21 protein-coding genes are annotated in these 20,679 nt (G+C 71.3%); 3 read left to right on the forward strand and 18 right to left on the reverse strand.

The annotated features are described in order from the left end of the window. Positions 1–6: 6 nt before the first annotated feature. The 13 genes from EDF27_RS10990 to EDF27_RS11050 form a co-directional block, all read right to left on the reverse strand. Positions 7–657 (reverse strand): response regulator transcription factor, encoded by a 651-nt coding sequence (locus EDF27_RS10990; protein ID WP_132048787.1) that lies wholly within the window; start codon positions 655–657, stop codon positions 7–9. Next, positions 654–1,883 (reverse strand): histidine kinase, encoded by a 1,230-nt coding sequence (locus tag EDF27_RS10995; protein WP_132048789.1) that lies wholly within the window; start codon positions 1,881–1,883, stop codon positions 654–656. The genes EDF27_RS10990 and EDF27_RS10995 overlap by 4 nt, the downstream gene beginning before the upstream one ends. Before the next feature lie 97 nt (positions 1,884–1,980). After that, entirely contained in the window at positions 1,981–2,886 is a 906-nt protein-coding gene (locus tag EDF27_RS11000) for a hypothetical protein (protein ID WP_132048791.1), read from the reverse strand. A gap of 98 nt (positions 2,887–2,984) precedes the next feature. After that, positions 2,985–3,530, reverse strand: a complete 546-nt coding sequence (locus EDF27_RS11005) for a hypothetical protein (RefSeq protein ID WP_132048793.1) — start codon at positions 3,528–3,530, stop codon at positions 2,985–2,987. 89 nt (positions 3,531–3,619) lie between these two features. After that, the gene (locus EDF27_RS11010) at positions 3,620–4,531 is read right to left on the reverse strand and encodes a hypothetical protein (protein ID WP_123654215.1); all 912 of its coding nucleotides are present in this window, start codon (positions 4,529–4,531) and stop codon (positions 3,620–3,622) included. 24 nt (positions 4,532–4,555) lie between these two features. Beyond that, complete coding sequence (manD, locus tag EDF27_RS11015; protein WP_243698307.1) at positions 4,556–5,923, reverse strand: D-mannonate dehydratase ManD; 1,368 nt, start codon at positions 5,921–5,923, stop codon at positions 4,556–4,558. Beyond that, positions 5,920–7,191, reverse strand: coding sequence for a mannitol dehydrogenase family protein (locus EDF27_RS11020; protein WP_132048795.1), 1,272 nt, complete (start codon positions 7,189–7,191; stop codon positions 5,920–5,922). The genes manD and EDF27_RS11020 overlap by 4 nt, the downstream gene beginning before the upstream one ends. Further along, entirely contained in the window at positions 7,188–8,075 is an 888-nt protein-coding gene (locus EDF27_RS11025) for a sugar phosphate isomerase/epimerase family protein (RefSeq protein WP_123654217.1), read from the reverse strand. Before EDF27_RS11025 ends, EDF27_RS11020 begins: the two co-directional genes overlap by 4 nt. Further along, positions 8,072–9,277 (reverse strand): Gfo/Idh/MocA family oxidoreductase, encoded by a 1,206-nt coding sequence (locus EDF27_RS11030; protein WP_123703184.1) that lies wholly within the window; start codon positions 9,275–9,277, stop codon positions 8,072–8,074. The genes EDF27_RS11025 and EDF27_RS11030 overlap by 4 nt, the downstream gene beginning before the upstream one ends. Further along, positions 9,274–10,110 (reverse strand): sugar phosphate isomerase/epimerase family protein, encoded by an 837-nt coding sequence (locus EDF27_RS11035; RefSeq protein WP_123703186.1) that lies wholly within the window; start codon positions 10,108–10,110, stop codon positions 9,274–9,276. The genes EDF27_RS11030 and EDF27_RS11035 overlap by 4 nt, the downstream gene beginning before the upstream one ends. A gap of 163 nt (positions 10,111–10,273) precedes the next feature. After that, the gene (locus tag EDF27_RS11040) at positions 10,274–11,224 is read right to left on the reverse strand and encodes a carbohydrate ABC transporter permease (protein WP_243698308.1); all 951 of its coding nucleotides are present in this window, start codon (positions 11,222–11,224) and stop codon (positions 10,274–10,276) included. Then, positions 11,221–12,228, reverse strand: a complete 1,008-nt coding sequence (locus EDF27_RS11045; RefSeq protein ID WP_132048797.1) for a sugar ABC transporter permease — start codon at positions 12,226–12,228, stop codon at positions 11,221–11,223. The genes EDF27_RS11040 and EDF27_RS11045 overlap by 4 nt, the downstream gene beginning before the upstream one ends. Further along, the gene (locus EDF27_RS11050) at positions 12,228–13,568 is read right to left on the reverse strand and encodes an extracellular solute-binding protein (RefSeq protein ID WP_207909610.1); all 1,341 of its coding nucleotides are present in this window, start codon (positions 13,566–13,568) and stop codon (positions 12,228–12,230) included. Before EDF27_RS11050 ends, EDF27_RS11045 begins: the two co-directional genes overlap by 1 nt. Before the next feature lie 171 nt (positions 13,569–13,739). On the opposite strand from EDF27_RS11050, the gene EDF27_RS11055 reads away from it, so the two are divergent. Both EDF27_RS11055 and uxaC read left to right on the forward strand, forming a co-directional pair. Then, entirely contained in the window at positions 13,740–14,783 is a 1,044-nt protein-coding gene (locus EDF27_RS11055) for a LacI family DNA-binding transcriptional regulator (RefSeq protein WP_123654221.1), read from the forward strand. 80 nt (positions 14,784–14,863) lie between these two features. Then, the gene (uxaC, locus tag EDF27_RS11060; protein WP_132048799.1) at positions 14,864–16,294 is read left to right on the forward strand and encodes a glucuronate isomerase; all 1,431 of its coding nucleotides are present in this window, start codon (positions 14,864–14,866) and stop codon (positions 16,292–16,294) included. Here uxaC and EDF27_RS11065 read toward each other — a convergent pair. The 4 genes from EDF27_RS11065 to EDF27_RS11080 form a co-directional block, all read right to left on the reverse strand. After that, positions 16,291–17,151: a sugar phosphate isomerase/epimerase family protein gene (locus EDF27_RS11065; protein ID WP_132048801.1), complete on the reverse strand. Its 861-nt coding sequence runs from the start codon at positions 17,149–17,151 to the stop codon at positions 16,291–16,293. The genes uxaC and EDF27_RS11065 overlap by 4 nt on opposite strands. Before the next feature lie 73 nt (positions 17,152–17,224). Next, the gene (locus tag EDF27_RS11070) at positions 17,225–17,602 is read right to left on the reverse strand and encodes a type II toxin-antitoxin system death-on-curing family toxin (protein ID WP_132048803.1); all 378 of its coding nucleotides are present in this window, start codon (positions 17,600–17,602) and stop codon (positions 17,225–17,227) included. 46 nt (positions 17,603–17,648) lie between these two features. Beyond that, on the reverse strand, positions 17,649–18,356 hold the full coding sequence (locus EDF27_RS11075; RefSeq protein ID WP_132048805.1) for a response regulator transcription factor: 708 nt from the start codon (positions 18,354–18,356) through the stop codon (positions 17,649–17,651). Further along, positions 18,353–19,618, reverse strand: coding sequence for a histidine kinase (locus EDF27_RS11080; RefSeq protein WP_132048807.1), 1,266 nt, complete (start codon positions 19,616–19,618; stop codon positions 18,353–18,355). The genes EDF27_RS11075 and EDF27_RS11080 overlap by 4 nt, the downstream gene beginning before the upstream one ends. A gap of 214 nt (positions 19,619–19,832) precedes the next feature. Between EDF27_RS11080 and EDF27_RS11085 the strand changes: the two genes are divergently transcribed. Continuing rightward, the gene (locus EDF27_RS11085) at positions 19,833–20,072 is read left to right on the forward strand and encodes an SHOCT domain-containing protein (protein ID WP_207909611.1); all 240 of its coding nucleotides are present in this window, start codon (positions 19,833–19,835) and stop codon (positions 20,070–20,072) included. A 3-nt stretch (positions 20,073–20,075) separates the two neighbouring features. On the opposite strand, the gene EDF27_RS11090 is transcribed toward EDF27_RS11085, so the two are convergent. Next, positions 20,076–20,603, reverse strand: coding sequence for a gluconokinase (locus EDF27_RS11090; RefSeq protein WP_132048809.1), 528 nt, complete (start codon positions 20,601–20,603; stop codon positions 20,076–20,078). Positions 20,604–20,679: the final 76 nt, after the last annotated feature.

Raw genomic sequence — 20,679 nt, forward strand, 5'->3', positions numbered from 1 at the left:
TTCCCCCTAGGCGCGGACGAGGCCGCGTTCGTGTGCGGTGATGACGACCTGGATCCGGTTCCGGAGGCCGAGCTTCATCAGCACGGCGCGGACGTGGGTCTTCACGGTGGCCTCGCTGAGGAACACGCTCGCGGCGATCTCCGCGTTGCTGAGGCCCTTCGCGACGAGCAGGAACACCTCGCGCTCGCGGGCCGTGAGGGCGTCGAGGACCTCGTCCCGGCGGTCCGGCTCGACAGGGGTGCCCTGCGCGCGGAGGAGTTCGAGGGCCTCGGACTCGGTCGGCGCCGGTCTGCCCTCGTGGACGTCCCGGATCGTGGCCGTCACGACCTCGGGGAGCGCGTCCTTCGTCAGGAACGCGGCGGCTCCGGCGCGGAGGGCGGCGAGGACCGCGTCGTCGCGGCGGATCGTCGTCAGGGCGACCACGCGGGGCCGGTCGTCGTCCGCAGCAGCGAGGCGAGCGAGGGTCTCGATGCCGTTCATCACGGGCATCCGCAGGTCGAGCAGGAGCACGTCGGGGTGTTCGGTGGTACAGAGCTCGAGAGCTTCGGCGCCGTCGGCCGCGGTCCCGACGCAGGTCATGTCGTCCTGGGCGTCGACGAGCATCCGCATGCCGGAGGCGAAGAGCCGCTGGTCGTCGACGACGGCGACGCGGATCACCGTGCGACCTCGAGCATCGGCGCCACGGCGGGGGCATCGACGGTCGGCAGCCACGCCGTCACCACCCACTCGTGCTCCGCGTCACCGGTGCCGGCGCGGAGCCACCCGCCGGCGATCCGTGCCCGCTCCTGCATCCCGGCGATCCCGGAACCCGCGCCGTCGAGTTCGACGAGCGGTGCGCCGCCGGTCGACGTCACCACGACGCCGAGGCCCGGTCCACGCCAGTCGAGGACCACGCGTGCCGTGGCGGTCCGGCCCTGGTGCTTGAGGACGTTCGTCAGGCTCTCCTGGACGATGCGGTGCACTGCGGAGCCGACGGCCGGAGCCATGGTGGACGGTGCGCCGTGCTGCTCGAACGACGCGGTCATCCCGAGCTCGCGCATGTCCTCGACCAGGGGCGGCACGTCCTCGAGACCATGCCGTGCGTCGTCGCCAGCGCCCTGGATCCGTTCCACGAGTGCGCGGACGTCGCCGAGTGCCGACCGGCTCACATCGGCGATGTCCTGCAACGCCCGCGCCGCGTGCTCGTCCCGGACCACGATCGCCGCGGCACCCTGGGCTTGCGACACGACGACCGCGAGCGAGTGCGCCAGCGAGTCGTGCACGTCCCGGGCGATCCGCGCCCGCTCCTGCTCCGCATGGAGTTCACCGGTCGTCACCTCGGTCTCCCGCTCGGCCTCGACGACGCGCACCCGAGCGAGCCCGATCCGCCACGTCGCCCCGATCGCGACGCCGACCGCCCACCCGATGCCGCTCGCCCCGGCGATCGCCAGCGCGATGAACGCCAGGTTCGTCCGGGTCCCGGTCGACGAGCCGACCCAGAGTCCCCACACGTCAGGGTCCGCGACCGTGGGGACGACCATCGCCCACGCGGCGGCGACGCTGGCGACCGCGAGGACGGGCACCGCGAGCCATCGCAGGAGGTCCGACCGTCCGGCACCCACGATGCCGACGACGATCGCGATGGCCAGGTACTCCGGCCAGGTCGTGTCGGTCGGCCGGTGCAGCAACCGGAACGCCTGCAGGAGCGGCACCACGACGACGAGCCCGAGGGCGGTCGACGGCATCCAGTTCGCCAGACCGATCGCCACCGCGAGGGCGGACACCACGAGGACGTGGTCCGCGAGCCCGGAGCGGCCGGCCTCGGCGACGATCCAGAGCACGAGGTACACGGCGCCGGCAGCGGGTGCCAGGAGGTGCCGGAACCGGCGGAGGGTGGAGGTCATGACGCCGAGCGTATGGGGACGCTCGGGCGGTCAGCGAGCGGCGGCGGCGCTTTTCATCCGAGGTGATGAGTACACCGCACGAGGGGACCCCGGAGGCTCACCGGGCGGCGAGGGCAGTGCGCAGCAAGGGGCCGAACCGCTCCAACGCCGACACCGACGCGGTCTCGCCGACGCTGAGCGTCACGGTGCGCAGCAGGGAGTCGCCGTCCGACTCGGCTGCGCGGACCACCGTCGAGTCAGCGGCAGCGGTCCGGAGCGCTCCGACACACGACTTCGTCTTCATCCCGGCGTAGAGCACCGCGGTGCTCCGGGTGACGACGTCGTCGCTGCTGAGGTACTCCCACTGTCCGGAGACGGTCTCGACGGCGCTGTAACAGGCGGCGAGCGCGGCCCCGACCGTCCCGGACCGTTCCGCCGCGGCAATCATCCGTTCCTTCGGCAGGTCGATCTCGGCGACGTCGCGCAACCACTTCGAGGTCGCTCGGGTCGTGAGCCAGGCCGCGGTCGCCCGGAGGTCGTGGGTGAGCACGAACTGGTCGACGTCCCGGAAGACGAGTGTCTCTCCCGGTGCGATCGTCTCGTCGAGGAGGGTCGCCGGCGGGTACTGGCTGTGGAACAGCTCGAACCGTGCGACGACGGCGGATCGGGTCGGCCTGGGGTCGAGGGCGCCGGACCGCAGGAGGTCGATCGTCCACACCGACGGGGTCAGGTTCCGCAGGTGAACGGACGCCCCGACGCGGCACTCCTCGAACCAGTACCCCGCCGACAGCGTCGCGTCCTCGGCGTACAGGGACGCCGGGACCCCTCCCGGTGATGTGACGGCGCAAGGATGCGGTCGGCGGAGACCCGGTCCGTTCGGCGCGGCGATCGACGCCACGGACGACACGACGTGGATCGGCGAGACGGCGGCCGCAGCAACGGCGGGAGCGGTGGCGACGGGGAACAGTCCCAGGCACAACGCGGCGACGGTGGCGATCGTGATGCGGACGACGTTGACTCGCATGAGCACCCCTCGGGTCGGGTGGCTGCACGGTACGCCCGCGGTGGCCACCCGGCAAGTGGACGCGGCTGTCTACAGCGCGGAGACGGCCCGTGCTGTCGTCAGCGCGGGTCGAGCTGGGGTTCGCCGAGGCGCCGGTCGAACTCCTGCAGTCGACTCGGCATCGCTGCGACCTCGTACCGTCCCTGCTCGGAGTCGAGCGTCACGATGTGGAGCTGCGGGTTGATCGTCCAGAGCTGACGCCACGGCGGTCGCCTCCCCGTGTCGGGGCCGAGGCGGACGCCCGTGAACTCGGTCTTCTTCCCGCTCGGGATGCGCATCTGCCACCGGTAGCGCTCGAAGGTCACCCCGGTCGGCGTGACGGTGAACCGCCCGTGCCGCCACTTCTCACCGGGTTCCCGGACCGCCGCCTCGATGCGGTCTCCCACGATGCGTTGGCCGATGGCGAGTCCGAGGACCAGCGCACCGCCGCCGATGACGATCGCCACCGCGAAGCCGAGCCCGTACGCCCAGAACGGCCCGCGGTTCTCACGCCCCGTGATCGCGGGGAGGACGAAGAACACGGCGGCGAGTCCGACGACCATGCCGATCACCATCGTGACGACACGGAAGCCGTGCTCTCGGAGGGGTTGACGATCTCGTGGCATCGCTGAGGCTCCTTCGGTTTCAAGCCTGATCGAACCAGATCGTCGCCGCACCGTCCGGACGCGTGCGGTGTCGCGCAATCCGCGGGCGGTCAGCGGCCGAGGTCGCGGCGGTGCCGTTGCGCGGCGGCGAGGAGTTCCCGCGCGCTGTCGCTCGCGGCCTCGGCGTCGTCCCGAGCGTGTTCGAGGCGCTCGATCTCGGCGGTCGCGCGCTCGAGGTCGCGCTGGAGTTCGGCTCGGCGCTCCTCGGCGGCCTCGAGGTCGGTCTCGGCCGCGTCGAGTGCCGCGTCGGCATCGCGGGACTCCGCCCGCGCGGCGGTCTCGGCCTGGCGGGCGGCGCGGCGGTCGGCAGCGGGGTCGCGCTTCGGTTCGGGTTCCGGGGTCGGCTGCGGCTCGTCTCGGGACTCCGGCCGGGAGGCTCGGGCCGGCTTGTGCTTCCGTCTCCCCTCCGAGATGGGGATGGGTGGGGCATCGCTGCCGGACCAGGCATCGGGGACCGCGTCCGGCACCGCGAGCGCGCCGTCCAGGTCGACGTCGTCGAACCCCGCGCTCTCGAGCGGCTGGACCAGGAGTCCCGAGCGGACCGCCGCCCCCGCGTGCGGATCGGCCATCGCGGCCTCGATCGTGGCGCGGACCTGGTCGACCACCGCCGCGGTGACCTCGTGTCCCGCTTCGGAAGCGAGGTCCGCGCCGGCCTGCGCGAGGGCGCCGACGACGCTCGACCGCTGGCGCCGGAGGGCCGCGATCTCCTTCGGGTCGGCGTTCGCCTGGGCCTCGCGGATCGCGGGGCCGAGGTCGACCGCCTCGTCGAGCGAACCGTCCGCTGCCAGGAGGTCGATCACCCAGGCGGCCGGCGCGGGCTTCCGGAGCTTCCCGATCGCTGCCGCGAGGTCCCGGTCGTCCTTCCGGGCGGCCCGCTGCCGTGCGGTGCGTTCGGCGACGAAGTCCGCCGGCGCGCTCCGGAGGAGGTCGCGGGCTGCCTCCGCGAGCGTGTCGATGTCCACGCCCCGGAGGCTACCCGCGCCCGCTCACCAGTCGTGGACGGTGCCGTCGGCCAGGCGGTTGAACGGCAGGTATGCCTGCTCGTAGGGGTACTTGCCCGCTTCGTCCACGTCGAGCGAGACACCGAGACCCGGCTGGTCGCCCGGGTGCAGGTAGCCGTCGGTGAACGTGAAGGTCTGCTGGAAGACCTGGTTCGTGCGGTCCCCGTGCTGCATGTACTCCTGGATGCCGAAGTTGTGGATCGCCATACCGAGGTGCATCTGCGCCGCGAGCCCGACCGGCGAGATGTCGGTCGGCCCGTGGAACCCGGACTTGATCTGGTACATCGCGGCGTAGTCCATCGTCTTCTTCAGCGGGGTCACGCCGCCCATGTGGGTGACGGCACCGCGGACGTAGTCGATGAGCTGGTCGCGGATGATGTCCTTGAAGTCCCAGATCGTGTTGAAGACCTCACCGATCGCGAGCGGCGTCGTGGTGTGCTGCCGGACGAGCTTCAGGGCTTCCTGGTTCTCCGCCGGGGTGCAGTCCTCGAGCCAGAACAGGTCGTACGGCTCGAGCGACTTGCCGAGCTTCGCGGCCTGCAGCGGGGTCATCCGGTGGTGGCCGTCGTGCAGCAGGGGCAGCTCGGGGCCGAACTCGTTGCGGACGGCTTCGAACACGGTGGGCACGTGCCGGAGGTACGCGCGGGTGTCCCAGTCCTCCATCGCCGGGAAGGCACCACGCTGCGCCGGCTCGAAGTCGTACCGGACGCCGGTGTTGCCCTCGGTGGTCTTGTTCGACGCGATGCCGTAGATCGACTCCAGCCCGGGGACACCCGTCTGCACGCGGATCGAGCGGTAGCCCTCTTCCTGGTGCGCGCGGATCGAGTCGAACAGCTCGGGCAGTTCCTTGCCGGAGGCGTGCCCGTACGCCATCAGCCCGGTGCGCGATGCGCCGCCGAGCAGCTGGTAGAGCGGCATCCCTGCGACCTTCGCCTTGATGTCCCAGAGCGCCATGTCCACGGCGGCGATCGCGGCCATCGTGACCGGGCCGCGACGCCAGTACGACGAGCGGTAGAGGAACTGCCAGGCGTCCTCGATGCGGCTGGCATCGCGGCCGATGAGCAGCGGGACGACGTGCTCGGACAGGTACGCGGCAGCCGCGAGTTCACGGCCGTTCAGCGTCGCGTCGCCGAGGCCCGTGACGCCGTCAGCGGTGGTGATCTTCAGCGTGACGAAGTTGCGGTCGGGGCTGGTGACGATCACCTCGGCCTGCTCGATGAGCTGCCCGCGGTCGGCGGACGGCCAGGTGTCCGGACGACCCGATGTCGCGTCGGCGGCTCGGTCGTCCGTCGCGCCGGGGACGGGGGCCGCCGGGTTCGTGGTGCCGGTCGGGGCCTGGTCGGCGTCGGTCATGCTGGTACTCCTTCGGATGCGCGGGCACTGGCCGCGCGGATGCGGTCGGCTGCGGCGGTCACCGCGGTGACGACGGGGGTGGTGTCGAGTTCAGGGGCGATCACGGCGAGGACGTCGTGCACGTCCGAGCCTGCACCGGGAGCGCCCGGGTCGTTCACGAGCTCCGGCTGCGTGGTCACGTGCAGCCACCACGCGGCGACGAGGGTTGCGGCACCGGGGCCGATGCCGGCCGACGGGTCGCGGGCGAGGCGGTGCCGCAGGACGTCCACGACCCGGACGGGCAGCTTCTCGGAACCGCCGGAGGCGATCTGGGTGAGGGTGTGCCGGATGCGCGGGTTCTCGAACCGGTCGACGAGCGCCGCGCGGGCGTCGGCGATCTCCTCGGCGGGGAGGGGCAGCTCGAGCGCGGCTTCGTCCCACAGCTGCTCGACCGCCGTCCGGCAGGTCGGGTCGGCCATGGCGTCGGCGACGGTCTCGTGCCCGAGCTGCAGGCCGAGGTAGGCGAGCAGGGAGTGCGAGCCGTTCAGGAGCCAGAGCTTCCGCTGCTCGTACGGGGTGACGTCGTCGACGACGCGCGCGCCGGCGGTCTCCCACGCGGGGCGCTCGACCCCGGGGAACGCGTCCTCGATCACCCACTCCGCGAAGGGCTCGGTGACGACGGGGACGCGGTCCCCGTCGAGCGCCCCGGGCAGCGCGTCGAGCCCGGCGACGTCCGCGGCCGTGGTCGCCGGGGTGATCCGGTCCACCATCGAGCTCGGGAACGACACGTTCGCGTCGATCCAGGCGCGGAGCGCTTCGTCGGTCACGGCACCGAGGACCGCGTCGCGCAGCACCGAACCGTTGTGCGTGAGGTTGTCGAGGCTCATCAGCGCGATCGGCCCCGCTCCGGCCCGGCGTCGGGCGTCGAGGCCGGCGACCAGGCGAGCCGGGACGTCGGCCCCCGATCGGTAGCCCTGCTCCGTGACCGTCAGTGTGACGATCGCGGTCTCCGGGGACGCGAGCGCGTTCGTCCAGGCGTCGGAGTCGCTGCCCGGGTGGGCGGCGACGATCGTGTCGATCACCTCGGCGGAGTCACCGTCCGCCGCCCGGGTGACCAGGGTGTACCGGCAGTCCTGCGCCGTCAGGGCATCGGCCGCGTCCGGCGAGCGCCCGGTGAACGCGGTGATCCCCCACGGCGCTCCGGACGCGTGCTCGGTGTACCAGGCGAGGTGGGCGCGCGCGAACGCCCCCACCCCGAGGTGCACGATGCCGCGACGGCGCTCGGTCATGCCGACACCGGGACGAGCGACTTGAGGTACGCCAGGTTGTCCGCGGTGCGGGCCGCGAGCGGCAGGTCGGTGGAGAAGTCCTCCACCGTGACCCAGCCGTCGTACCCGTGGGTGCCGAGCGCCGCGAAGTAGTCCGACACGGATGCCTGACCGGCACGGAGCGGTGCCCACTGGTTCTGCCAGATGGCGCTGCCGTCGGCCCGGGTGTCGCCGGTGTCGACCCAGCGGGCGTTCTTCACGTGGACGTGCGCCAGGTACGGGCCGAGGAGCTCGAACGCGGCGAGGTGGTCTTCCTGCCCCTCGATGACGAGGTTGCCGAGGTCGTGGATGACGCCGACGTGCTCCGGGTCGAGGCCGTCGACGAGCCGCAGGGCAGCCGAGGCCGACGGGGTGATCGTCATGTGGTGCAGCTCGACCAGCGCCTTCACACCGAGTTCGGTCGCGCGGGACACCGCCCACTCGAGGTCGGCGCGGGTCCGGTCGAAGACCTGTGCGTAGGTCTCGCCGGTGCGCTCCTTCTCCTGCCGGTACATCGGCATGCTGACACGGACCTGGCGGGCGCCGAGCTCGCTGGTGACGCGGAGCATCGTCTCGACGCCGTCGTGGTTCGCGGCCTGCTGGTAGCCACCGATGCCGGAGTACTCGAGCCCCGCTGCGTCCGTGATGCGGGCGATGTCGCCGACGCGGTCCTGGATGCCGGTGAACTGCCACGTGGCGTTGTTGCCCGCCCAGAAGGACTGCTCGGCCGGCACCGTGGTGCCCTCGGCCGGGCGGTCGTCGACGATGCGCCACTCGATGCCGTCCCAGCCCTGTTCGGCCAGGGTCGTCGCGGCCGCTTCCGGGGTCCAGTCCGGGGTGGATGCGGTGAACACGGAGAACTTCATCGGTTCGCTCCTTCTGCTGCGGTTGCTGCCGGGACGACGGGGACGACGTCGTCGTACTTGCCCTCGATCACGTCGTCGATGCGGACGGGCTGGCCGAGCGTCGCGCTGACGTACAGTCCGCGGACCGTGGCCAGCGAGACCAGCGCGGCGTCGACGGTCACGCCGGGTTCCCGCCCGTTGCGGATCGCGTCCACGATGTCGCTGTACTGGCGTCCGTGGCCGGCGAGGAAGTGCTCTGACTCCTGCGGGCCGCCGACGACGTGCTCCGGGGGGACGATGTCGGCCTTCTGGTCGACGGCGTCCGCGACCGCCGTGGCGTTCGCGGTCGTCGATGCGGACTCGAGGGTGGCGGCGTCCGGCGCGACGTGGAAGTAGGCCAGCCGGTCGTCGTCGACGATGGCGGACCCGTGCGTGCCGTAGATCGCGTAGCGCGCGGAGAGACCCGGGTACGCGGCGGTGGTGCAGTGGATGACGCCGAGCGCGCCGTTCTCGAAGCGGACCGTGGCGACCGCCGTGTCCTCGACCTCGATCCGGTCGTGCGCGAGGAGCCCGATCTGGGCGGAGATCTCCACCGGGCGACCGAGGGTCCACACGAGGAGGTCGACGGTGTGCACGCCCTGGTTCATCACCGCGCCGCCGCCGTCGAGGTCCCAGGTACCCCGCCAGTCGCCGGAGTCGTAGTAGCCCTGCGAGCGGTACCAGGCGACGCTCGCGAGGCCGGAGGTCACCCGTCCGAAGCCCCCGCCGTGCGCGGCCTGCGCCACGGCGACCGAGGCCGGGTCGAACCGGTGCTGGCTGATCACGCTGACGACGAGGCCGCGGTCACGAGCAGACGCGGCGAGCGCGGCGATCTGACGGGCCCGGGGCATCGTGGTGTCGAGCGGCTTCTCGATGACGACGTGCTTGCCCGCGGCGAGCGCCGCTTCGGCGAGTGCGACGTGCATGCCGGACGGGGAGCAGATCGCGACGACGTCGATGTCGGTCTGCGCGATGGCTTCTTCGATCGTCGACGTGGTGAGCGGGCGGGGTGCACCCGATGCCTCGATCTCGTCGGCGGCGCTGGTGGCGGCTTCGGGGATGGCGTCGACGAGGGCGACGACGTCGAGGCCGTCGTTCGCGAGCGCGACGCGGGCGTGGTGGCGACCGATGACGCCGGCGCCGACGACGGCGAGCTTGAGGGGTGCTGTGGTGTCTGCGGTCATCGCAGGGTCACTCCGATCTGGTCGGTGAGGGTGCGGAGGGCTCGCCCCGCGCGGCCGAACGCCGCGGGGCCGGAGAACCCGCCGAGGGAGGTGAAGTCGCTGAGGTGCGGTTCGAGGGACGCGTACCCGGAGTACCCGGCGTCGCGCAGGGCGGTGAGGGTCTCGAGGAGTTCCCCGTCGCCTTCCCCGGCCGGGACCACCGACGAGTCGGCGGCGAGGGCGTCCTTCACCTGGAGGTACTCGACGTACGGGGCGAGCTGCGCCCAGCCGTCGGTGTACGGCTGGACGCCGCACTGGACGTAGTTCGCGTTGTCCCAGGCGAGCCGGAGTGCCGGGGAACCGACGCTCTCGACGATGTCGAGCACGCGCGAGGGGACGTCGCCGTAGATGTCCTTCTCGTTCTCGTGCAGCAGGACCACGCCTTCGCGGGACGCCAGCTCGGCGAGTGCGCGCATCCGCGTGAGGACGGCGTCACGGACGTCCTCCGGCTGGCGGCCCTCGTGGTAGAAGGAGAAGATCCGGATGTACTTCGTGCCGAGCGCGTGGGCCGCGGCGATCGCACGGCCGAGTCGCTGGAGCTCGTGCTCGACGGGTTCGTCGACGGAGACCTTGCCGATCGGCGATGCGATCGCGGACACGGTCTGGCCGCGTTCTTCGAACAGGCGGTGCAGCCCGGCGAGCTGGTCGTCGTCGAGGTCGACGACGTTCACCCCCCAGGCGCTCCGGACCTCGATCGCACTGGCGCCGAGCGCCTGCAGGACCGCGACCTGGATCGCGGGGTCGGCGTCGATCTCGTCACCGAAGCCGGTGAGCTCCCAACTGAGCTGGGTCATTTCGTTCCCTTCATGAGGACCAGGGTGGCCGACGCGGCGGACGCGCGCCGGGCCTCCCGTCCGATCTGTGGACAACTCGCTACTTGACGGAGCCGGCGGTGAGACCGCCCGCCCACCAGGTTCACTTGACGGAGCCGGCGGTGAGACCGCCCGCCCACCAGGTTCACTTGACGGAGCCGGCGGTGAGACCGCCCACCAGGTACCGCTGGAAGATGAGGTAGAGCGCGACGACCGGCGCCGCACACACGATGGAGGCAGCCATCATCTGGCCGTAGATCGGGACGGCTCCGCCCTCCTGCGTGGTGCCGAGCACCTGCAGGACCACGGCGACGGTGCGCGTGTTCGGGGTCGTCATGATCGTGGAGAACAGGACGTCGTTCCACCCGAGCAGGAAGGCGAAGATCGCCGACACGACGATGCCCGGCCACGAGAGCGGCAGCACGATCTTCGTGAGGATCTTCGTCGACGAGGCGCCGTCGATGCGGGCGGCCTCCTCGAGTTCCTTCGGCAGCCCACGGAGGTACGTGACCATCACCCACGTCGAGAACGGCAGGGCGAACGTCAGGTACGTCACGAACAGCCCCCACCGGGTGCCGATGATCTGCACGCCGGTCGCACTCGCGATGTTCGAGAACACCACGAAGACGGGCAGCAGCAGGAGCGTGCCGGGGATGGACTGCAGCGCGAGCAGGCCGCGGAGGAACGTCAGGCGCCCGAGGAACCGGAACCGGACGAGCACGTAGGCGGTCGACACGGCGAGTGCGGCACTCGCCACGGCGACGGCACCGGCGGTCAGGATGCTGTTGACCAGCCCCTCGCCGAGGGCGACCGTCGACCAGATGTCGACGTAGTTCGCGAGGGTGAACTCGGACGGGAAGTACTCACCGCGGGCGACCGCGACGTCCGAGTTGACCGAGCCGAAGACGATGTAGAGCACCGGGACGGCGATGAACGCGATGATGACGGCGATCACGACGATGAGCAGCCAGCGCGGCAGGAGCCGGGTGACGTCGGTGTCGTACGGGCGCTTGTGGCGCTTGGTGTTGCCGGCCGAGGTGATGCTCTCGGTGAGCGTTGCGGTCGGTCGGGTCCTGGTGGCGCTGTAGCCGCTCATGCGCGTGCTCCCTCGATGTCGGCGGCGGCCGGGGCGGCGAGCGTTGCGCGGTCGGCGCGACGCTGCTTGCGGCTGGGCCCGGCGTCGTCACCGGTGTCGAGCTGGACGGCCCGCAGGTAGACGAACAGCGGGATGGCGACGATGATCAGCGAGCAGATCGCCATCGCCGCGGACAGACCGAAGCGGAAGGACTGGAAGCTCGCGATGTACGTCAGGACCGGCATGACCTCGACGCTCGAGGGCAGCGGGATGCCGAACAGCACGAACGGCAGCGTGAAGTTGTTGATGTTGTGCAGGATCGCGATGATCACCGCGAGGCTGAGCGGTCCGCGGAGGTACGGGAAGACCACGTAGCGGAGCTTGATCCACCAGGTCGCGCCGTCGAGCGATGCGGCTTCGTGGACCTCGAGGTCGACGGCCTGGAGGCCCGCCAGGCTGAGCAGGTACACGAACGGCCACGACGTCCAGACCATGACCGCGGCGAGGGCCCAGTAGGACGCGGCACCGTTCAGCCAGAGGACGTCGGTGTGGAAGATCGCGTTCACGACGCCCTGCGGCTGCAGCATCGTCCGGAAGAACGTGCCGACGACGAAGGCGGGGAGCACGTACGGGATGAGGTAGATCGAGCGGACCAGACCGCGGCCCGGGAACCGGTTCTGGGTGGAGATCGCCGCCGCGACGCCGATCGGTACGGTGACGGCGGTGACGAGCACCGCGAGCGACGACGAGATCCAGATGGAGTGCAGGAGCGGCGAGTCCGTGATCGCCTCGGCGAAGTTCGCGAACCCGACGAACGGGGCGCTGAACCACTGGCGCAGCGTGTACTGGTCGAGGTCGAGCATCGCGATCCAGAAGCCGACGAGCAGCGGGACCACGATGATGGCGAGCATCAGCACGCCGCCGGGGATGAGCATCCAGAGCGGACGCTCGCGCTTGTAGAGCGGGGTGGTGCCGTGCGGGCGCACCTCGTGGTGCGTCTGGGGCTTGGCCTGCGTGGTCGTCATCACAGACCTCCGTTCTTCTGACGGTCGAGCGTGGACTGGGCGTCCTCCTGCGCGTCCTGCAGACGCTTCCGGAGCTGGTCGTCGGTGACCTCGCCGCTCTTCAGCGAGGGGATCGACTGCACGACGACGTCGACGAGGGCGAGCTGGATGTCGGACCACGCCCCGGTGAAGGCGGTCGGCTTCGAGAGCTTCCCGGCGTCGATGATCGGCTTGAGCTGCGGGTTCTGGTCCGCGAGCTGCTTGGCTGCGTCGACGTTCGTCGGCAGGTTGCCGAAGAGGTCGTAGTACTCGAGCTGCGCCTTCTTGGAGCTGACCTGCTTGATGAAGTCGAACGACAGGTCCTGCTTCGTGCCGTAGTCCGCGACGACGAAGTTGTCGCCGGAGAGGATGCTCGCCGCCTCGATCCCGTCGGCCGGACGTTCGGTCGCACCCGGGGGCACGGTGGGCAGCAGCGCGAACTCGTAGTCGCCGTCCACCTTGGTGCCCTTGAAGGAGTTGATCGCCGTGGTGGTGGTCATCGGGAAGAACGCGGCCTTGCCGTCGGTGAACTGCGCGAGGGCCTGCGCGTTGTTCCAGCCGATCGCGGCCTTGTCGACGACGCCGTCCTTGGTCACCCAGTCGAAGTAGGTGCGGTAGGCGTTCTGCACGGCGTCCGCGTCGAGTTCGGCCTTGCTGCCGTCCACGATCGTGTTGCCGGCGTTCTCGGCCATGCCCCAGATGAACTTCCACGGGTCGAAGCCGTCGGCGTACGCGACGGCCAGGCCGTGCACGTCACCGCTGGTGGTCGCCTTCGCGTCCGCGGTGAGCTCGTCCCACGTGGTCGGCATCTCGGTGATCCCGGCCTTCGCGAGGAGGTCCTTGTTCACCGCCATCACGAAGGGACGGCTGGCGAACGGGATCCCGATCTGCTTCGAGGCGCTCGGCCCCGAGATCCCGAAGGACGCCGGATCGAACTGGTCCTTGCCGCCGACCTCCTTCCACTCCTTCGCGCCCATCTGGACGAAGGCGCCGGTGGCGTAGGCGGTCGGGGTGAAGGTGGTGCCGATCGCGTAGACGTCCGGGCCCTGCCCGGAGATGACGCTCGTCTGGATGGCGGTCAGTTCCTCTTGTGCAGAGGAGTACGTCTCCCACTGGATGTCGGCTCCGGTGGTGCGCTTGAACTCAGCGGCCGTGTCCTGCTGCCACTGCTTGCGTTCCTTGGGGTAGGTCGTGTCCGCGCCCATCATCACGCGGAGGGTGTTCGGGTCGTCGCCGCTGCCGTTCACGATCGCGCATCCCTGCAGGGACAACGCGGCGAGGGCGACCACGACCACGGAACCGATCAGGGTCCGTGTCTTCATGGGGGTTTCCTCCTCGGAGCCTCCGTCCGGGCGGCACTGCCCGGGGTGACCACCACTGTTGCGTCCGTGGCAACATCCGGCAACCGGTTGCCACTTGTTGCCAGATCCGAATACGTTTCCGACATCGGAGCACCGCCGCTCCGCACTGTCCACCCGTCAAGGAGGCCGCGTGTGACCGAGATCGACACGTCCCGCCGGGTCACGATCCGTGACGTGGCCGACGCCACCGGAGTCGCCCCGTCCACGGTCTCCCGTGCGCTCTCGATGCCGGATCGCGTGAACCGTGCCACGCAGCAGCGCATCCAGGAAGCCGCACGCGAACTCGGCTACGTCCCGAACTCGCAGGCCCGTGCCCTGACGTCCGGGCGGACCCGCGCGGTCGCCGTGCTCGTCTCCGACATCACGAACCCGTTCTACTTCGACGTCATCCGCGGCACGCAGCACCAGCTGGCCGCCGCCGGGTGGACGCAGCTGCTCGTCGACACCGAGGAGTCCGCCGACGCCGAGACCGCCGCGCTCAGCGCCGTCGCCGCGAAGGCCGACGGCGTGGTGCTCACCGCGTCCCGCCTCTCCGACACGCAGATCGCCCGGTACGCCGAACGGATCCCGCTCGTCGTCGTCAACCGCCGCCCGGCCGGCGTGCCCTCCGTGCTGATCGACACCCCCGGCGGGGTCGAGCAGGCCGTGCAGCACCTCGTGTCGCTCGGGCACCGCGACGTCCTCTACGTCGCCGGCCCGGACAGCTCGTGGTCGAACGAGCGCCGCTGGAAGGCGCTCGTGCAGGTCGCGAAACGCCTCGACGTGCGGGTCGCCCGGATCGGCCCGCACGCGCCGTTCGTCGACTCCGGTGCCGCCGCCGCGGACGCCGCCGTCAACGCCGGCGCCACCGCGTGCATCGCCTTCAACGACCTCATCGCCATCGGGATGCTCGGCCGGCTCCGGGAACGCGGCATCCGCGTCCCCGAGGACATCAGCATCGTCGGCTGCGACGACATCTTCGGCGCCGACTTCTGCAACCCGCCGCTCACCACGATGACGTCGCCGATCGAGCGCGCCGGCCGGGTCGCGATCACGATGCTGCTCGGTCGGCTCGGCGCCATCCCCGCCGAGCAGCTGCCCGGCGAACGCATGCGCGGAGCCGTCGCGCTGCCCACCCACCTGACCGTCCGCGAGTCCACCGGACCCGCGCCTTCCGCGCGTCCGCGTGCGTCCTGACCGCGCCGCCGCGCGCCTTCCATCGCGCCGTTGCGCGCCCGCCCATCGCGCCGCCGCGCGCGTTCCCTGAGGAGTTGACGATGACCCAGCACACCCCGACCGCCACCGTGCTCGCCCCGCACCCCGACCGGCTGTTCCCCGCCGACCCGGCGACGCGCACGATCGCGCGGAGCGTCTACGACGCGGTCAAGGACGCCCCGATCATCTCCCCCCACGGCCACGTCGACGCGTCGATGATCGCCGCCGACGAGCCGTTCCCGGACCCCGCAGCGCTCCTCATCACGCCCGACCACTACGTGCTCCGGCTCCTCCACGCGAACGGGGTGCCGCTCGACGCGCTCGGCCGCGACCCGCAGGCGACCCCGAGCGGGCGGTCGATCTGGCACCAGCTCGCGTCGCACTGGGACGACTTCCTCGGAACCCCGGTCCGGTACTGGTTCGAGACCGAACTGCACGACGTGTTCGGCCTCGACCAGGAACCGTCCGCCGCGAACGCCGACGCGCAGTACGACCGCATCGCCGCAGCGCTCCGCGAGCCCTCGTTCCGGCCGCGCGCCCTCTTCGACTCCTTCGGCATCGAGGTCCTCGCCACCACCGACGCCCCGACGGCGGACCTCGCCGCGCACGCGCGGCTCGCCGCCGACCCGTCGTTCACCGGCCGGGTGGTCCCCACGTTCCGCGCGGACGCCGTCTTCGATCCGTCGCGACCGGACTGGAGGCACGTGGTCACGTCGATCGGCGAGGCCGCCGGCATCGACACCGGTTCCCACCACGGGCTCCTGGCAGCACTGCGCGCACGTCGCCAGCACTTCATCCAGCACGGCGCCACGGCCACCGACACCGGGGTGCTCGACGCCGGTTCCGCCCCGCTGCCCGCCGCCGAGCGCGAACGGATCCACACCGCGGCGCTCCGCGACCCGTCGTCCGTCACCACGGCGGACGCCACCGCGTACCGGCACGACATGCTCTTCCGCTGGGCCGAGATGAGCGTCGACGACGGACTCGTCATGCAGCTGCACCCCGGGGTGATCCGGAACCACCACACTCCGACCCTGGAGCGCTTCGGACCCGACACCGGGCACGACCTGCCCGCCGTCGGCGCGTTCACCGAACCCCTGCGTCCGCTCCTCGAGGCGTTCGGCACCGCACCCGGCTTCCACCTCGTGCTCTTCACCGTCGACGAGACCGTGTTCTCCCGGGAGATCGGTCCCCTCGCCGGGTTCTACCCCGCCGTCTACGCGGGCGCGCCGTGGTGGTTCATCGACACCCCGGCCGCGATCGGACGCTACCGCGGCGCCGTCACCGACTCGGCGTCGTTCACGAAGACCTCCGGGTTCATCGACGACACCCGCGCGTACTGCTCCATCCCCGCGCGGCACGACATGGCCCGGCGTGCCGACGCCGCGTACCTGGCCGGGCTCGTCGTCACGCACCAGGTCTCCGAGGAGGACGCCGTCCGCACGGCACGCCGGATCGTGTCCGACATCCCGAAGGCGACGTTCAAGCTCTAGGCGCGCTGCTCCGTCGTTGCCGGGTGCTCCGGCGCCGCGCGGTGCTCGGTCGCAGCGCGGACGAGGGCCAGGGCCGCCGCCATCCGCGGCTCCGGGTCCCCGTCCCAGCGGCACTCCAGGGAGACCAGGCCGCGGTAGCCGCCCTCGTGCACCGCCGCGAGGAACGCCGGCCACGGCCACGCCGATGCGGAGTCCCCCGGGGGCTCGCGGTCGTGGTCGGAGACGTGCACGTGACCGATCCGCGCGGCCAGGTCGCGCACCACGTCGAGGGACTCCGACTCCGCTTGGACGTGGAAGAGGTCCGCGACGACGTCGACGTCCCCGAGGTCGTGCTCGTCGAGGAACGCCACCGCCTCGGCGATGGTGTGGACGAGGTTCGTCTCGCTGCGGTTCAGCGGCTCGAGGACGATCCGGAGGTCGTGCTCCGCGGCGGTGTCCCGCGCCGACCGGACGACCCGGGCGAAGCGCGCGCGTGCCACCGCGACGGGCATCCCGTCCGGGGCGGTCCGTGCGGTGCCCGAGCCGAAGACGATCACCGCGCCCGGTTCCGCGACCGAGGCGACGATCGGGAGCACCTGGGCGAAGTAGTCGTCGACGCGCTCGGGCGCCGCGGTGAGGAGCGGCAGGTCCGGCGGGACGAACAGCGCGAAGGAGGGGAAGCGCTGTCCCGCGTAGAACTCGTTCCTCCGCCACCGGTCGCCGTGCTGCGCCCCGCCGTGCTGCGCCCCGCTGTGCTGCGCTTCGCCGTGCACGGCGAGGTTGCCCGTGATCGCCGGTTCGACGTGGTCTGCGCCGGCTCGTCGTGCCGCTTCCGTCAGTTCCGCTCCGGCGACGATGCCGATCCCGCTGAAGGCCATGCGCCCATGCTGCTCCGGCTCGGGAACCACCGGGCTCGTTGCCACCTGTTGCCACGCCGGCAGTCCCCGCGTGTCACGGTGCCGAGACGAACCCCTCCAGGCGCTCCGCGATCGTGTGTACGTCGTCGAGACGGCCCTCGGCGATCGCGACGATGAAGCCGTAGGACTCGCCGTTCGACATCGTCAGCGTCCGGCCGTTCACCCCGAGGAACACGACGAGGACCATCAACCCGAGTCGCTTGTTCCCGTCGACGAGGGAGCGGTTCCGGACGACGGAGTGCACGAGTGCAGCGGCCTTGTCGACGAGCGTCGGGTACGCGTCCCGTCCACCGACGGTCGCGGCGGCGCGGGCGAGCGCCGCCTCGAGGAGTCCGGGATCGCGCACCAGGACGTCGTCACCGATCGAGCGCCGAGCGATGTGGAGCGCTTCGTCCAGCGTGAGGTGGATCATCGCGTATCAAGGTTGGTATCGCGGGGCGCCTTGCAGTCGAGGAGCATCAGGCGCTCCAGCCGGGAGTGGCGAGGCCGGTCTCGTAGGCGAAGACGACGAGCTGGGCGCGGTCCCTGGCGCCGAGCTTGATCATCGCGCGGGACACGTGGGTCTTCGTCGTGGCCGGGCTGACGAAGAGCCGCTCGGCGATCTCGGCGTTCGTCAGCCCGGCGGCGACGAGTCGCATGACCTCGCGCTCCCGGTCCGTCAGGACGTCGAGTCCGGGAGCCAGCGACGCGGGCTTGGCGTGGGTCGCATAGGCCTCCACCAGGGACCGGGTGGCTCCGGGTGAGAGCAGCGACTCCCCCGCGACCACGGTGCGGATCGCCCGGAGGAGTTCGGCGGGCTCGGTGTCCTTGACGAGGAACCCCGCAGCGCCGCCGCGGATCGCCTCGAACACGTAGTCGTCCTCCTCGAAGGTCGTGAGGACGATGACGTGGACACCCGCGAGCGCCCGGTCCGCGGAGATCCGCCGCGTGGCTTCGAGACCGTCGGTCCCCGGCATCCGGATGTCCATGAGCACCACGTCGGGTCGCTCACGGGCGACGACGTCGACGGCCGTGGAGCCGTCCGGTGCCTCGCCGACGACCGTCATGCCCGGCTCGGCGTCGACGAGCGCCCGGAGGCCGGCGCGGATCAGCCCCTGGTCGTCGACGAGGACGACCCGGATCGGATCCGGCACGGGCGTGGTGGCGGGCGCGGTGTCACTGGTCATCCGGTCCCTGCTTCCCCGATCGGCAACCGCGCGACGACGCGCCACCCGCCGTCCGCTGTCGGCCCGGCGTCGAGGCTGCCCCCGACCGCCGCCGCGCGCTCGCGCATGCCGGTGATGCCGTTTCCGTGCTCCCTGGACGGAGCGCTCGTCCGGCGGAGCGCCGGCTCGGTCGCCGTGCCGGACGCCGTGCCCGGTGCATCGGTCACGCTGATCTCGAGGAGGTCCGCGCCGACGTCGACGAGGACCACGGCGGAGTGCTCGGGCGCGTGCTTCATCACGTTCGTCACGGACTCCTGCACGATGCGGAAGGCGTTGCGGTCGACGACCCCACCGACGACACCGACGTCGCCGTGGACATCGAGCCGGACGTCGACGCCGGCATCACTGGCCCGTGCCACGAGGTCGGGGATCCGATCGAGCCCAGGGGTCGGGTTGCGTTCGGATCCCGTCGGGCCGTCGACCGCGCGGAGCACACCGAGGATCGTGCGGAGTTCGACCAGGGCCTGCCTGCTGGTGTCGCGGATGCTCGTCAGGGAGTCCCGCGTCTGCTCCGGCAGCGCGGCGCCGAGGTGGAGTGCGACCCCGGCCTGCAGGTTGATCAGGGACATGCTGTGTGCGACGGAGTCGTGGAGTTCCCGGGCGATCCGCACGCGTTCGTCGTCCGCACGCTGGCGTTCGGCAGCGGCGCGGGCATTCCGGGCATCGGCGGCACGGGCGACCCGGACACGGACCAGTTCGGTGATCGCGATCGTCGCCGTGAGCCACGCCAGGCTCAGCGTCATCGTGGTCACCGTCGGGAACGGCGCCCGACCCATCAGGGTGTCCGCCGTCGGCAGGAGCACCTGGGCTATGCCCGCGGCGACGTAGACCGGGATGCGGTGCCCGCGGAACCACGCGTTCGCGAGTGCCATCGTGAGCGCCGCGACGAAGGGACCGCGGGGGCTGACGACCAGCGCGAAGCCGATCGTCGTGCCGAGCGTCACCGCCAGCACCGCGACGGGCCACCGCCACCGGAACGGCAGGACGACGACGCCGGCGACGAGGAGCGCCACCGCCAGCGGACCGAGCGCCACCGCGCCGACCCCGGCATCGACATGCCGTGCCCACGGGGGCCCGGTGCCGTCCGCGAACCCGCCGGAGAACCGCGATGCCACGAGGGTGCCGACGATCTGCACCAGGGCGACCGGGAGGACACGACCGACCCGCGCGAAGCGTCGTCGACCGGCCCAGAGGCGGTCGGACAGTGCGGGGCCGGTGGTCATGCGTCGAGCCTAGGGTCGGCACGGATCGGGGGCATCCGGCGCCAGCCGGACCTGTGGACTACTCCCCCGGGCGTAGTCGGCTGTGGAGAACCACGTGCACTACGACCGCGGGAGCAGGCGGAAGTGGGGTCGGGTGGCGGACGCGTGACGAGCCTCCAGACCGGAGCCTTGGAGGGTCGCAACTGCGACACCCGAACCGCCCCAGGAGGCCCTCATGCTCACCACACTCGCCGTCGCCGCGCCGTACATGCACGGCGGCGGGTTCCCGTTCTTCGTCTTCCCCGCGTTCTTCTTCTTCGTGTTCCTGGTGGTGTTCCTGGTCTTCGGCGTCTTCCGCCGCGGCAGCTGGCGCGCGCTCGCCGACGCCCGGTCGGTGCTCGCCGACCGGTTCGCCCGCGGCGAGATCAGCGCCGAGGAGTACCGGTCGCGCCTGTCCGAGCTCAGCCGGAAGTAGCAGTCAGGGCAGGACGTCGAGGATCGCCGCGACGGTCTCGTCCACGGAACCGTGGATCGGGATCGACGCGGCGGCCTCGTCGGCCTCGGGGCGCTCGAGCGTGGCGAACTGCGAGTCGAGCAGCGAGTTCGGCATGTACTCGTGGTGCCGGTGCGACTGGCGCTCGTGGATGAGCTCCTCCGAGCCGTCCAGATAAGCGATGAAGAGGTCCGGCGCGCTGTCACGGAGCCGGTCCCGGTACGTCCGCTTCAGCGCCGAGTTCGCCATCACGCAGCGCTTGCCGCTCGCCTCGACCTCGACGATCCGCGCTGCGCAGGCATCGAGCCAGGGCCAGCGGTCCTCGTCGGTCAGCGGGATCCCCTGCCGCATCTTCTCCTTGTTGGCAGTGGGGTGCAGCCCGTCGGCGTCCACGAACTCGCACGTCTCGCCCCGGTCCTGCAGGGCGGCGGCGAGCGCTTCGCCGACGGTCGACTTGCCGGAGCCGGAGACGCCCATCACGAGCACGGGCGGTCGGACGGATCGGTCGCTCATCCCTCCACCGTATGGAACTCGGTGAACAGTCTCCACAGGTTGCCGTAACACCGATGCGGTCACAGCCCGGGGACCG

Origin of the sequence: Curtobacterium sp. PhB136, assembly GCF_004346855.1 — a bacterium.
Taxonomy (GTDB): domain Bacteria; phylum Actinomycetota; class Actinomycetes; order Actinomycetales; family Microbacteriaceae; genus Curtobacterium.